This is a genomic window from Faecalicatena contorta (assembly GCF_003149105.1).
GTDB lineage: Bacteria > Bacillota > Clostridia > Lachnospirales > Lachnospiraceae > Muricomes > Muricomes contortus_C.
The window spans coordinates 97,024-109,879 of sequence record NZ_QGDS01000004.1; the positions used below are offsets into that span (position 1 = coordinate 97,024).

A 12,856-nucleotide genomic window follows, 5' to 3' on the forward strand; every position below is an offset into this window, starting at 1 on the left:
ACTCCTATTCCAAAAGTCCGGCTGCTTTTAAGAACGCCGCCGCAACATCTCTTGGCTCCCTGCCGTCTGTTTCCACCTCATAATTCATCTCAGCCATATTCTCATCTGAAATAGCTCCCTCTAATTGTATAAAAATATGCTCAAGCTCAGGGTGTGTTTCAAGCACCTCATTTCGTATAACATTTCCACACATATAAGACGGATAGAAACTTTTATCGTCAATAAGAACCGTAACGTCTGAAACACTTAGCTGTCCGTCAGTTGTGAAAATATTCATAACATCTATCTTCTTTTGATTGATTGCCTGATATTTTAAGCCAATATCAAGGTCTACCGTATCTTTGAATTCAAACCCATATTCTGCACAAAGTGGATCGTAACCATCTTCACGTTCAAAAAAGTCGTATTCTGCACCAAACACAAGCTGGTCTGAAATGCGTGCAAGGTCTGAGTAAGTTTCAATATCATATTCATCCGCTATCTCGCTTCGGACAACCAATCCATATGTATTGTTAAAACCGTACATTCCAATCCAAGACATGTTGAAATCACTTTGATACTGGTCCTGCAGGCTGTTAAACATATTTTCGTCGTACAAGCCGCTCTCTTTCAATACCATGTTCCAACCCGTTCCCGTATATTCAGGATAAATATCAAATTCACCCTTTTCCATTGCAGGCTGTATATTTGAGGTGCCGCCGCCGACACCATGTGTAAGCTGTACATTTAAATCAGTTTCCTGTTCAATAAGCATATCCAGCATCTCACCGATAATATATTGCTCAGTCATTGGTTTTGTTGCGATGCTTACCGTATTTCGCATCCGGCTGCTCCAGAGTGTGCCTCCTATGATGCTAATGCAGAGGACTACAACCATCACCGCCGCAATAACTTTGCTTTTATTGCTGTATTTTCTGTGTGTCTTAATTCTCTTTTCTGCAATCCCAATGAGGGCATCAATAACAAGCGCCAGAATAGCAATGAGCAGGCTGCCAGCCAATGTCATGGCTGCATTATTTGTCGTTATACCCCTGTAGATAGCAACGCCAAGGCCGCCGGCACCAATAAAGGAAGCAATCCCTGCAAGTGCAATCGTCATCGTAACCATATTGCGGATGCCTGACATAATAATCGGCATTGCAAGGGGAAGTTTTATTTTAAAAAGGATCTGCATATTTGTACTTCCCATCCCTTTTGCGGCTTCCAGAATATTTTCATCAATATTGGTAATCCCTGTATAGGTGTTACGGACCATAGGCAGCAACGCATATATGGATAGAGCAATAACAGCGGTTACGTTACCGATTCCTGAAAAGGGGATTAAAAATCCAAGCAATGATATCGAGGGAATGGTGTAAATGAAGTTAATAGTTCCAAGGGTTAACCTTGAAGTTTTTTTATATTCGCTAATCAGTATACCTATGATTAATCCACAAACAATCGCTATCAATATTGAAATAGTTGATATTTTCAAATGTTCCAGCAATAAGTTGGTGAAAAATGTCCGGCGTTCGACCAATAGGTTTAAAATCTCATTTATCATCTATCCGTTATCCTCCTTCTGATTGGGTTACAGGATTTAGTTCGATATCTTTTCCTGATATCTAAAATTAAGCTGCTATTTTTATGAACTCCGGCCCTCCCTTTTTCGAACATATGTTTTCACTAGTATATAATTATTTTTCTTATTAATCAACCCTTATTTCTTTTTTATTAACTTTTTATAGAATAAAGAGTCTGGCAGGCCTGGCTCGCGCGCCGGAGCGCGGCCGCTTTAGCGGCCAGTTTCCTATTATGTAAAATAAAAATGCCCACTTTACGCAGGCATCCGGTTTTACAAACAATCTTGTTGAATTTTAAATCTATCACTCTCATTTTATTCATTTCTTTCACCATAAAGCAATCTCCTAACCTCTTTAAGATATACCGTTCAGTCCGCTGCTGCTAAATTCAGCCCAAAATGTTTCTTATTGCAATGTATCCAAGCGGCAGATACATAAACAGCAAATTCATTCTTTGCCATAAACCCTCTTTAGTTACTAATGTTCGCTGCAATTCCGGCTTATCTGCCTTAAATCCATTATATTAACTACGCTCCCTTTACATCACTATTATAAGTATTCGATAAATTCCTATTTAATTCTCTTTTATAACCGCTAACAGCGCCTCGATATCCTTTGAAATCAGGCTATGCATAGTATCTTTATAACGGTAATAATCAATTGCTAAAGCTCTCTCTTTTACAAGTTCATTCCATTCTTTTTTATATAGAACAAGCTCTTTTAATGCCGCTAATGCTTGTCGTACAGCCGTTGGCTTTTCGTCATTAAGTATATCCAAAGCGTCTTCCAGATTCTTATCAATTACGCCACCCACATCCCATTTAGCTTGTTTACAAAATAACCTGAATCCCCGTACCCGTATAACATATTTTTCACTATGAATCATTTCTATGAATTTATCAGTATAAGGGTATAAAATATTCACATCATCTGATATTTTCTCCAACTCTTTTAATACTTCAAATGCTTTTGATGTGTCTTTATCTTCAAGCATAGCCAGCATGAGTTCTAAATCCATATTATACCTCCTGATATGATTTTCGCTAATTTCAATTGTTCATCTAATATGTCTTTGGGTTTAAGACTGATGGTTGCATATTTTGTACTCCTTTTCACAATAATGCAGAAAATTGATTACGTCCAAATCTTAACGATACAGACATATTCCATTTATAGTTATTTACTCACCATACAAATGAATCTCCATAGTTTCAAATACCTGCCCCTCTATACTGATTATTTCATCAATGGGGATCACTGTGCCATCACTCATAACGACAACTCGTTTATATTCGTCTATCTTTTTAGCCGTACCGCCAGCAGTGACATAGGCTCCGCCATTCTTCTTCACGTCTGGCTGAAAGTAGGTAATTGCAATTTCAGGATGCTCTTTAAGATGGTCCGCTATGATTTGCAGCTTATCGTTCAAAGCATCCTTCATGTACTCGTCCAATTCTACTTTCTCATCAGTCAGTCTTGCAGTTTCTTTGATGGCAGCATCATAGCCGGTCAATGCCGCGAAAGGAGAAAACTGAGCTGCCCGGTCAATGACTGTCATATGAGGGCGCGTTGCAGAGACATGGTGTGGCAGATGGATGATGTCATCATATGCTTTCGTCATGCCTTGTGCCCTCCAATCTGCTTGTTCCGGTCTACTGTAGTAGCACCTTCCTCTAAATTCATACCCTTTAAAACAGCGTTCTTGCCGTATTTCTTTTTTATTTCCAGGACTGCTTGCTGCACCTTTTTTTCTCGTGCAAGTTCAGCTTCTTCTTCCTCTTTTTTCGCCTCCGCAGCTGTGTAATCCGTAAAGAGGTCAAGCTGTTCAAAGTTGTCCGTCTTTTGAACAGCTGCCTCATCAACAACATGATTCGCTGCGATGCTGACTCTCCTGACCAGGAGATTTTTGTCAACTATACGTACAAATAGCTCTGTCACGGCATCCAGAATCAGCTTTGCAGAAGAGGTCTGTTTGCCAAGATTCGCCGTACCATGGGCAGATTTCGGAAGGCTGCGTCCGTAACGGTCAGTGGTAACCGCCCCGTTATATGATTTCTTTATCTTCGGGTTTGTCAGATTTTCAATATCATATCCAACCGTCAAAACCAGCTGGTCAGTCACAAGCCTCTTATCCACCAGGTCAAGCACCAGCAGATCAGTCATTTCCCGCACAATCAGCTTCGCTTTGTCAAAGGTATAGGCGGATTGCAGTACCTGCCCCGAGCTAATACTGTTTGTGCTTGGCTTATAAGCTTTAATATCGGCAATCGTGCATGGTTCCCACCCCCACGCGTGGTCAATTAAAAGCTCCGCATTGATGCCGAACAGCTTGTAGAGTAAATCCTCGTTGTAGTAATCAGTGGGTTTACCGAGGGAACATTTTGCGATATCTCCCATCGTAAAGAGACCTTGTTCCTCCAGCTTCCTGGCATATCCCCTGCCAATGCGCCAAAAATCCGTTAGAGGCCGGTATGACCACAACAAGCGCCGGTAGCTCATTTCATCCAATTCCGCAATCTGCACACCGTTCTGATCCGCCGGAATACGCTTTGCCTGAATATCCATAGCAATCTTACAAAGATACAGATTTGTGCCGATTCCCGCTGATGCTGTAATGCCAGTTGTTTTAAGAACATCCAGAATCATTTTTGTGGCAAGCTCACGGGCTGTAAGATTATAAGCGTTCAGATAATCGGTAACATCAATGAATACCTCGTCAATGGAGTAGACATGAATGTCTTCAGGCGCAATGTACTTCAAGTAGATATTGTAAATCTGTGTACTGTATTTTATATAATACTCCATTCTCGGTGGAGCAATAATATAGTCCAGTGAGATATCCTGTGAAGATTTCAACTCCATATCACTGAAGGACGCACCGGAAAAGACTCGTCCTGGTGCTTTGCGCAGCCGTACCGCATTTACTTCCTTGACCTTCTGTACAACCTCAAAAAGCCTCGGCCTGCCGGGAATGCCGTATGCTTTGAGGGAAGGTGAAACGGCAAGACAGATGGTTTTTTCAGTGCGGCTCGCATCAGCAACAACAAGATTAGTAGTCAGCGGATCCAGCTCTCGTTCCATACACTCGACTGAAGCGTAGAAGGACTTTAAATCGATTGCGAGATAGACTCTGTTCTTCATATTTATTCTCAGGTGCCTCCTTAAAAATATATCTGTTTAAGATTATGTCTCTCTCATAGTATGCACCGCCACAGCTTCAAACCTTCCATATTAATATATTTTTTTACGAAAGTTTGGGTTGATTATAACATAACTCCTTTTACTTTTCGATATTCAATTGGAGATGTGTCCCATCACTTTCCTGAAAAGAATCGTAAATCCTTTTTATTTGTAGTGCCATATAATGCTCACCTTCCTGTCTTTCACTGGGAGCCACTGTGCTAAGGTCATTTTATTTGTAATAATTCCGATATCGCAACACCGCTAAATGGGAGATACATAAAGAGAAGTGTTAATCTTTGCCATAGCCCTTCCAGCGCAATTATGGTATTTTGAAACGGCTGCTTTTCTGCCATAATAAATAACCCAAAGAAAACGAATGCGGCAGCAAAACAAACCAAAGAAAATGCCCCTTCGAATCTATGGTTCTCCTTGAAGAAAAGAATTGCTAACAACAGAGGAGCAAACAATAGAAGTATAAATCCAACAGATGCCCCTATACCATGAATCTGTGATGCAATTGTAACAACATCCTTTCTCTCATTAACACTGAACAGCCCGGATATAACACCTGCGCCTATGGCAAAGGCTGCAACCAGCACAATAAGTGCAATGGACAGGCCTTTTGAAACGGATAAAAATCTAATATATATTAACTTACAAGAAACTAATAGCAGTACCCCCAATACAACCAGCCAAATATTATAAAGCATGCGCACAGGACTGCTTGGATTCCCCAGCGAACTCATAACAGACCTCGTGTGTGAGTAGCCCTTGTAAAACGGTGCAAGTATATATGGAACAGCAAAGTCTCCAACAATAGCTATCAGTATCATAATAGATAGTATCCTGTTATTCATGATCATCTCAATTCCTCCATATATTCCCTAATTACAAGCTAGAACTGTAGATTTAAAGATCTACTATTCGGCATGATACACGTACTGTATTTCCCGTAAACATTTACCACCAATATTATCCTCTAAATATGCACTGCTGGCCTTAAAGCCAAACCGTTCATAAAAACGTCGTGTCTTAGCATTGGCTTCCAATACATACAGAAAAATATCCTTGTAGCCCATCTGTATCAAGTCATCAATTGCTGCTTGTAATAACTGCTTTCCATAGCCTTTTCCCAAATACTCAGGCAAGAGATAAATGGAGATGATTTCACCCAATGACCTTTTGGAATACTATCAAGATACGTTTGGGGAATTATACCCTTATAGGCACTTTTCCAGCTCTCCTCACAGACATTACTTGGCAAAGCAATCATCTTGTTCATTTATCAATCTGATTTCCATCCGGTCATCTCCTCATAACTTCTCATTTATATTAGTCCTCGTGGTGCGTGGAAAGACAAACACCCCCGTGATAACAGATAATTTCTTTTGCTCCATATGTCAGGATTTTACGTAGTGATACCTTCGCCTCGTCTAAGTCTAATGCATATTGAGGATTTGCAATTACCAGCCTCCCGTTTCTCAGCGTGGCTGCATCCCCTGTAATCATAACTTTCTTCTGACTCACAAAGATTGAAATGTGACCTGGAGTATGACCTGGTGTTTCAATTATCGTACAACCCCCACACCAATCAAAAATATCTCCGTCACATACTTCCAAATCCACCTCAACAGGCTGTACATTTTTTAGGATATTACAAAACTCCACTCCAAAAGCTTTTTGTTCCTGAGGTAATTTCGCCTGCACAGCTTCTGCTTGTTCCAACCGCAGAGATTTTAATTGACCAGAAATATACGGCGATTCCTTTTTGCCTGCAACTACTTGTATGTGTGGATATTTCTGTTTTAAATCATATACTGAGCCCATATGATCATGATCTTGGTGTGTAATCAAAACATGAGTCAAATCTCCACAGTCAAGATTATGCTCTTCTATTGCCTTTTCAATGGCAGGGAGAAAACCTGTATATCCACAGTCAATTAAAACCATATTTTTATCATCTATTAATATAACTGGATGAATTGTATCCTCAACATCGCCAAATTTAAATCTTATATCTAAAACAATTATTCTATTCATTATTTGAATCCTCTTTAAGTTTTTATCATTTATTTCTTTATTCCACCGCAACATGTCAACAGATCAGGGTTTCTCACATGCAACAGCATGTTTATACCAAAGGGAGCCGTCAGATAATGTTACGTTTTCCATCGGTTATTTGTAATCTGTATACCGGTTTCTTTTCTCTTGCCATAATAAAAGGCCTCCTATGATTGATATTTTATCATAGAAAGCCTTTAAAATCATTATGAAACAGTAACTATTCTTTCTTACTCTTTATACTTAATCTTTGTCTCTCTATTTTTTCATAGAGCACTGAAGCTATCCATGTTATTATTGGACTTATTGCGATTCCAATAATAGAAAAAGTTAATATAAATAGCTTTGTTCTGGATTCCCCCGCATTTTTAGTATTCGTCAATGCTACTACCGCAAATGGCATAAATATTCCAAATAAAAGCACCGACCATACCAATGGAGTATATGACATGATCTGAATAGGAATCATTGTAAGACTGGCAATTATCCCAAGTACACCAAGCAGCACCGCACAGTTCCTCATAGGGCGTTTGACCGTATAAAGTGGTATCAAAAAACTTCTCCAAAGAGATCCCGTTTGTGCCCCTCCTAAGAAAGACCCTATAATATTTCTTATTGCAACAATCGAAAATGATTGAACAATATCAAGCTGCTCCTTTTTTTCCTCTTTTCTGTAACTGCCTTCTCTGATTGTTTGAATAGACAAGGTATCAATAGCCCATAACAATATAACAAAAGCCGCAAATGGTATCGTCTTTAAAATTGTAATTCCATTAAGACCAAATCCGATTCCCCACATATCATTCCACCAATAGAAAGGATTCAAATTTAGATTCAAACTTACCGGTGTTATTACATATCCTGTACCAGCTAGTTTGGGAATTAGAAATGCAGCTACAGATACCAATGGTATTACCAGCCCATTTTTTTTGGAACAAACCAATATAACATAGATAATAGTAAGAAAAGTTACCATTATCCAGAATATATGTTTCTCTTGATTGAAAAAAGTATATAATTTTTGAACTGACATCCATATACCGGAAATCCCGAAAGTGAGCGTAATGCTTGTCTTGCATGTAAACCCGGACAAATCTACCAGGTTCTTAAATAGTCCGCTTCTTACTGCCAAAATTCCCAAAACTCCAACTGTAATTCCCAATATAAGCGGATGTACCCCAAATGCAGACATTACTGGAATAAGTACAACCAGTGGTGCCAATGTCCCTGCGGGTGCCGCATTCGGGTACAACAAAGAGGCAATCAATGTAATAATACTTCCTATAAGAATCTCAATCCTAACATTCTCCAAAACAAAATTAGGATTAGTGATAGAAAGTTCCTGCGCCCATACCAAAGCAAATGAAGAAACAAGTGCAATTTTTCCGATAAGCCCTGACAGCGCCGGAATAAAATCTTTATAGCTGATGTGTAAATTCTTGATTATTTTAATCATAATACACCAACATTAATATTTCATTGGCATTAATTCCATATACTGCTCAACCGTTGCATTATTATAGAATAAATCAATAATCTGTCTGCCCAATGGGTTCAGTTGCTCTGTATTATATTTTTTAAGTTCCTCTGAAAAAAAGTCGTTCAATATCCTTGCCCCTGCATCATATCCTTCTAACCCAACTTCTTTCTGTCTTTCTGGCTGAAGAAATACTTTTCTTATATATTGACCATCAATTTTTAATGATTCAAGGCCAAAGCCTAAAAGTGGGCACCGAGCCTCAATTAAATGTTCCGGTTTAAATTTTGCACTGCCTCTGCGCGCAATATACTCTCTTGCGATCCACTGCGGCATAAAGCTTACTTCATGGGCACCAATATGCTGATTTGGTATCAATACATATCTTGTGTTGGTTGAATTCATAATTTGCTCAAGCATAAGATTTGCTTGATTTACCATCTTTCCTGTGGCAAACGGCCAATATGATCCTACCCCTTCGCTTGACATCTCTGCTTTATCAATAATACTTGGGTTATTAAATCCTCTTGGTGCTACCAAACGCCACAGCCATGCCAAGGCTGGCGGCAGCACATGAAAAATCCCCATAATTCCGTAGGAGGGTTGTTCTTTTGTGCATGATGGCGTACGCACACCAAAACTTCTCACATCTACCTCAACTGGCGCATCTATTGCTTTCGGAACTAATCTCCTTGGCAGAATAACCCGTGGGTTTGGACATGGTTCACCATTGCTGTCTAAAATATGTTCCCAGACAAGGCAAGTTGCATTTGGAACAGCTTCAATGTTTAAAAAAACAAGAGGTTCAGCAGGTTGTGTCAATATTTCTTCATAATGTGGTGAAGTTCCATACTTTGTTATATTATCTAATCTCAAAAACCACGCAGATTCTGCATCCTTTACAACCAGCTTTTTGCTTTCATTCTGCATTTTAGGATGGCACAATGCCATATCGTCTGTTACCGGCTGTAACTCACAGGTCTCGTTTAATACAATATACTCCTTCTCACCTGAAACCTTATTTTTTGATAATACGATTCTTCCATCCATCTCTTTATGAATATCTTCAATCATTTCGCTTTTCCCACCACCTGAAGCTCCCTCGTGCATGATAACAATTTCATTATCGTAAGGGGTAATTACTTTGACTGTAGATGCATGTGCAGTAATCCAGCCCTCTTCTTCTCCAATGTTAAGCAGAACTCCATATATTCCTTTTTTTGCACTTGGTCCAGGATAAAGATTATATGAAAATACTTCATGTATATCATCTAAACGATTATGAAGCACTATCTGTTTTCCTTCAAAATGTGTATGTCTAAAAGGCGGTGCTAAAAATATTACTGCACGTGGATTGAAATCATCTCCAATGTCATCAACACTTAAAAACCCCTGTAAATCTGCAAGTCCGGCAGCAAAAAAACCTGCATTTGATGGCGCAATCAATATTGAATCATATCCGTATTCAATTCCTCCTGATTTAAAAGGAAACAAAATAAGCTCCTGATTTTTCAACCATTCAAAGGTTTCCATTCTCACTGTCTTGAACTCTTTATTATAGGTATCTTCATATTTTGGCTTATCTGTATCTTTATTATCTGCTACCAGCAAGCAATCAGGGTCACGCCTTCTCATGTAGTCATCTACATAATTTACAACAGCACCATTTTTACATTTCGTAACCGTTGCCTCTAACACATTGCCTATACCATTAACCTCATACTCTACCTGAAAAATAGTATTTGATTCGTTCCCCATCGCAAGTTCGAATAACTCCGTTCTTGTTTTGGGAATAATAACACCTTTTGAAGATTTCAGTATTTCAAGTACATAATCCGGTAAATTCATTCTATTTAAACATTCCTGCATACATATATACCTCTCAATCGCATTTTATTGTTTGTATTAATGTCTTTTTTTACTACTGGCAAGTCACTATCACTTCCCACAATCACTGCTACTTTTTTTATTCATAAAAACCTCCTTTTAAAATATAAAAAGCCGATATCCATTAAAGCTTGGATATCGGCTTACTTACAACTTGAAAAAACTTTCACTTTGCATTGTCTTCCGTTACTTATTTTATATAGTCTTCCAGATTTTTGTCTACGGTAATAACTATTATTTTTTCACCTGTCTTAGTACTAATATCGGAGTGAGTGCTGACTATGGCTACATCAATAAAATCCATTATTAATGTTTCCAGATATCCTCTCCCACCCTCGAACAAAGAAGTACGAACTTTTTTAAACAGCTCAATTCCTTGCAGATTATCAGTTAATTTTTGTTCAGAAGGACTTAGGAAGCCCGTCAATCTAACAACTATCATATCATTAATAATGTATGTCTTAATTGTTTTAGGACCTCTTCCCATATATTCAATCTCAAACTTACTAACTATTTCACTAATTTTGGCCTCCAATTGACCTTTAGTCATCTTATCACCGCCTATACCTCTATAAGATATCACATCTGTCTATTAATGTCAAAATATATTTTATAGTTCGTTTTGTAGTTCACCACAGCAGCCGCACGTAAGCAACTTTCCCCAAAAATATTTCTTGACATGTATAGACTCTGTTGTTATAGTGTGCTTATACATTAAGTACACTAAGCACAAAAGGAGGAGTTCATTCTGGACATAATTATAAGCAGCAACACAGGCAAACCAATATATGAACAGATCACAATGCAAATAAAGGCTATGATAATGAGCGGTGAATTGCGAACCGGAGATCCCATTCCATCAATGCGTTCATTGGCAAAATCAATTCACGTAAGTGTCATAACCGTTCAAAAGCTTCCCATATCTCCTCTACTGATAGTGGTATATTTTTATGTTCCAAAACTTCTTTTGCTAAATCTAAAAAACTGTATCCCATCTACTACTCCTCTTTTATCTCTCTTATGGTATTATGAATATCCTTCTCCACCAAAGAACGCATACTATCTGGATAGATACTGACATTGGCCTTTAATAAAGCATTCAAAATAAGTTCTTTCAATTCTGGCTTATATTTAGCTACCAATGGTAACGCCTTTATAAACTGTCTTGCCGTAATTGGCTTTTCATCTACAATATGCCGTAAATAATCATCAATAATCTCATCAATTTTATTTTCTGTATCCCATTTTGCATTTGCTGCTATCAATAATAGCCCTCTGGTTCTGACATATGAGTTTTTTGCAGCCATCATATCAATGAAAACATCAAAAAACTTATAAACTTCACTGTTCTTCTGGCTTTGTTTCTCTAATAATTGAAAAACTTTATATGCTTCCTTGCTATCCTTATTATACAGACCTTGAATTAAGTTTTCCATAAGCAGATTTCCCTTCCATACATAAAAAATCAAAGTACCTTATGGCAAAAGAGCTTCTACTAACCACTGTACGATAAAGTCAAATTGATACGCTTTAATCGTCTTTATATTTTGTTTTCTCAATACTATATTTATCAATCTAACAAACGGGCTTAACTTTTCTGCTGTTATGAAACCGGCTTACGTGCAGCAACCTCTGCAAAGACCAGTCCGGCTATATGTTCCGCTGTTTCATTTGTCAGAAGGAAGAGCATTCCGTCATTACGGCATTTTTTATGTGTATCGCCATTCAAAGCGTAAACAAAACCTTTAACACAGGTGTCGCTACAAGCAGTAGGGTCAATAAGCCTTTTGCAGTCACGAGAAGTAGTCATTTTCTTTTGCATATCATCAGGCAGAGAAGCAATTGCATTTTCATACTTGCTAGCATTGTCACCGTAAATCCGTGCCCAAACACCAGACTTGCGAAACACCCAATTCATTACTGTTTTCTTCTCTAGTTGGTATGAAGCAGCGTAACCGCTTTTTGCTTCCTTGATTACAAGGGCACAGCCCTGTTCAATAAGCTTGTTATTAAGTTTCTCAACAAACGCTTGATGTTCTGACATAACTATCGATAAAAATTCTTTGAATGAAGCTTTCTCTTTTGCCATTATCTTTTTCCTCCCTCAAATTCAACTTTTCAGATTATATTCCTACTATTTTTCTCACCGTATTTGCGGTTCTAATTGTAATTTTATTGCTTACAATAGAGCTAGCAGTCTTTGACCACCAATTCGTTTTTTGATAATCTTTACGACTAAAAGACCAGAAAATAGCATTTTTATAATTATGCACTTTTTCATATTGTTCTTTAGGATTTCCAGCCTCATTATAAAACTCCTCATAAGACAAGGACGGAAACATAAAAATGAGGTTATCGTAAATTTCTTTGTTATTATCGCCCCACCAATCGGGAGCATTATTTAATATATCATCCAACTCTTTCTGCGAGACAATAAAGATTGGTATGTCCAATTCAAACCTGTTGTTTATCATCGCTTTTATTGTGCTTGAGAGAACAGTCATATCATCTGCGTCACTCGAAAAGATAACATTGCCACTATTAAGGTGTGTAGAAACTTCTTTATAGCCTAATTTTACAAAGCCTGCTTTTAATTCAGACATAGCAATCTTATTTTTGCCACTTACATTGATGCCTCTCAATAATGCAATATATCTTTTCATATAAGAATTTCACCTCTCCCAAT

General features: G+C 38.1%; 14 protein-coding genes and 1 pseudogene. 1 reads left to right on the plus strand and 14 read right to left on the minus strand.

The window, feature by feature from the left end:
• Window positions 1–4: 4 nt before the first annotated feature.
• The 11 genes from A8805_RS08430 to A8805_RS08480 all read right to left on the minus strand — a co-directional run bounded on the left by A8805_RS08430 (window position 5) and on the right by A8805_RS08480 (window position 10,720).
• Window positions 5–1,543, minus strand: coding sequence for a glycine betaine ABC transporter substrate-binding protein (locus tag A8805_RS08430; RefSeq protein WP_109710016.1), 1,539 nt, complete (start codon window positions 1,541–1,543; stop codon window positions 5–7).
• Between the two features lie 170 nt (window positions 1,544–1,713).
• A complete protein-coding gene (locus A8805_RS08435) occupies window positions 1,714–1,896 on the minus strand; it encodes a hypothetical protein (RefSeq protein ID WP_109710018.1) in 183 nt (60 codons plus the stop codon).
• 240 nt (window positions 1,897–2,136) lie between these two features.
• Window positions 2,137–2,580, minus strand: a complete 444-nt coding sequence (locus tag A8805_RS08440; RefSeq protein ID WP_109710020.1) for a hypothetical protein — start codon at window positions 2,578–2,580, stop codon at window positions 2,137–2,139.
• A 162-nt stretch (window positions 2,581–2,742) separates the two neighbouring features.
• A complete protein-coding gene (locus A8805_RS08445; RefSeq protein ID WP_109710023.1) occupies window positions 2,743–3,183 on the minus strand; it encodes a hypothetical protein in 441 nt (146 codons plus the stop codon).
• Window positions 3,180–4,703 carry a DNA methylase gene (locus tag A8805_RS08450; RefSeq protein WP_109710025.1) on the minus strand — a complete coding sequence of 508 codons (1,524 nt, stop codon included), beginning with the start codon at window positions 4,701–4,703 and terminating at the stop codon, window positions 3,180–3,182. The genes A8805_RS08445 and A8805_RS08450 overlap by 4 nt, the downstream gene beginning before the upstream one ends.
• A gap of 266 nt (window positions 4,704–4,969) precedes the next feature.
• Window positions 4,970–5,608 carry a DUF998 domain-containing protein gene (locus A8805_RS08455; protein WP_109710027.1) on the minus strand — a complete coding sequence of 213 codons (639 nt, stop codon included), beginning with the start codon at window positions 5,606–5,608 and terminating at the stop codon, window positions 4,970–4,972.
• 57 nt (window positions 5,609–5,665) lie between these two features.
• Complete coding sequence (locus A8805_RS08460; protein ID WP_330405892.1) at window positions 5,666–5,920, minus strand: GNAT family N-acetyltransferase; 255 nt, start codon at window positions 5,918–5,920, stop codon at window positions 5,666–5,668.
• 157 nt (window positions 5,921–6,077) lie between these two features.
• On the minus strand, window positions 6,078–6,785 hold the full coding sequence (locus tag A8805_RS08465) for an MBL fold metallo-hydrolase (protein WP_109710029.1): 708 nt from the start codon (window positions 6,783–6,785) through the stop codon (window positions 6,078–6,080).
• A gap of 241 nt (window positions 6,786–7,026) precedes the next feature.
• A complete protein-coding gene (locus tag A8805_RS08470; protein ID WP_109710031.1) occupies window positions 7,027–8,262 on the minus strand; it encodes a DUF3360 family protein in 1,236 nt (411 codons plus the stop codon).
• Between the two features lie 12 nt (window positions 8,263–8,274).
• Window positions 8,275–10,131 (minus strand): DUF4914 family protein, encoded by a 1,857-nt coding sequence (locus A8805_RS08475; RefSeq protein ID WP_242992306.1) that lies wholly within the window; start codon window positions 10,129–10,131, stop codon window positions 8,275–8,277.
• Window positions 10,132–10,360: 229 nt separating this feature from the next.
• Window positions 10,361–10,720 (minus strand): DUF2294 domain-containing protein, encoded by a 360-nt coding sequence (locus A8805_RS08480; RefSeq protein WP_109710035.1) that lies wholly within the window; start codon window positions 10,718–10,720, stop codon window positions 10,361–10,363.
• Between the two features lie 198 nt (window positions 10,721–10,918).
• Here A8805_RS08480 and A8805_RS22945 point away from each other — a divergent pair.
• Window positions 10,919–11,083 (plus strand): annotated as a pseudogene (locus A8805_RS22945) (GntR family transcriptional regulator); the annotation flags it as partial.
• An 85-nt stretch (window positions 11,084–11,168) separates the two neighbouring features.
• On the opposite strand, the gene A8805_RS08490 reads toward A8805_RS22945, so the two are convergent.
• The 3 genes from A8805_RS08490 to A8805_RS08500 all read right to left on the minus strand — a co-directional run bounded on the left by A8805_RS08490 (window position 11,169) and on the right by A8805_RS08500 (window position 12,833).
• On the minus strand, window positions 11,169–11,606 hold the full coding sequence (locus A8805_RS08490; RefSeq protein ID WP_109710519.1) for a SufBD protein: 438 nt from the start codon (window positions 11,604–11,606) through the stop codon (window positions 11,169–11,171).
• Between the two features lie 167 nt (window positions 11,607–11,773).
• The gene (locus tag A8805_RS08495; RefSeq protein WP_109710037.1) at window positions 11,774–12,259 is read right to left on the minus strand and encodes a hypothetical protein; all 486 of its coding nucleotides are present in this window, start codon (window positions 12,257–12,259) and stop codon (window positions 11,774–11,776) included.
• 34 nt (window positions 12,260–12,293) lie between these two features.
• Complete coding sequence (locus A8805_RS08500; protein WP_109710040.1) at window positions 12,294–12,833, minus strand: DUF1697 domain-containing protein; 540 nt, start codon at window positions 12,831–12,833, stop codon at window positions 12,294–12,296.
• Between the last annotated feature and the right edge of the window lie 23 nt (window positions 12,834–12,856).

What these genes read in the sequence shown, in the direction of transcription:
- A8805_RS08480 (WP_109710035.1), bottom strand. Translation starts at nt 10,720, where the DNA reads ATGACTAAAGGTCAATTGGAGGCCAAAATTAGTGAAATAGTTAGTAAG.
- A8805_RS08450 (WP_109710025.1), bottom strand. Translation starts at nt 4,703, where the DNA reads ATGAAGAACAGAGTCTATCTCGCAATCGATTTAAAGTCCTTCTACGCT.
- A8805_RS08495 (WP_109710037.1), bottom strand. Translation starts at nt 12,259, where the DNA reads ATGGCAAAAGAGAAAGCTTCATTCAAAGAATTTTTATCGATAGTTATG.
- A8805_RS08435 (WP_109710018.1), bottom strand. Translation starts at nt 1,896, where the DNA reads ATGGTGAAAGAAATGAATAAAATGAGAGTGATAGATTTAAAATTCAAC.
- A8805_RS08445 (WP_109710023.1), bottom strand. Translation starts at nt 3,183, where the DNA reads ATGACGAAAGCATATGATGACATCATCCATCTGCCACACCATGTCTCT.
- A8805_RS08465 (WP_109710029.1), bottom strand. Translation starts at nt 6,785, where the DNA reads ATGAATAGAATAATTGTTTTAGATATAAGATTTAAATTTGGCGATGTT.
- A8805_RS08500 (WP_109710040.1), bottom strand. Translation starts at nt 12,833, where the DNA reads ATGAAAAGATATATTGCATTATTGAGAGGCATCAATGTAAGTGGCAAA.
- A8805_RS08430 (WP_109710016.1), bottom strand. Translation starts at nt 1,543, where the DNA reads ATGATAAATGAGATTTTAAACCTATTGGTCGAACGCCGGACATTTTTC.
- A8805_RS08490 (WP_109710519.1), bottom strand. Translation starts at nt 11,606, where the DNA reads ATGGAAAACTTAATTCAAGGTCTGTATAATAAGGATAGCAAGGAAGCA.
- A8805_RS08455 (WP_109710027.1), bottom strand. Translation starts at nt 5,608, where the DNA reads ATGATCATGAATAACAGGATACTATCTATTATGATACTGATAGCTATT.
- A8805_RS08470 (WP_109710031.1), bottom strand. Translation starts at nt 8,262, where the DNA reads ATGATTAAAATAATCAAGAATTTACACATCAGCTATAAAGATTTTATT.
- A8805_RS08440 (WP_109710020.1), bottom strand. Translation starts at nt 2,580, where the DNA reads ATGGATTTAGAACTCATGCTGGCTATGCTTGAAGATAAAGACACATCA.
- A8805_RS08475 (WP_242992306.1), bottom strand. Translation starts at nt 10,131, where the DNA reads ATGAATTTACCGGATTATGTACTTGAAATACTGAAATCTTCAAAAGGT.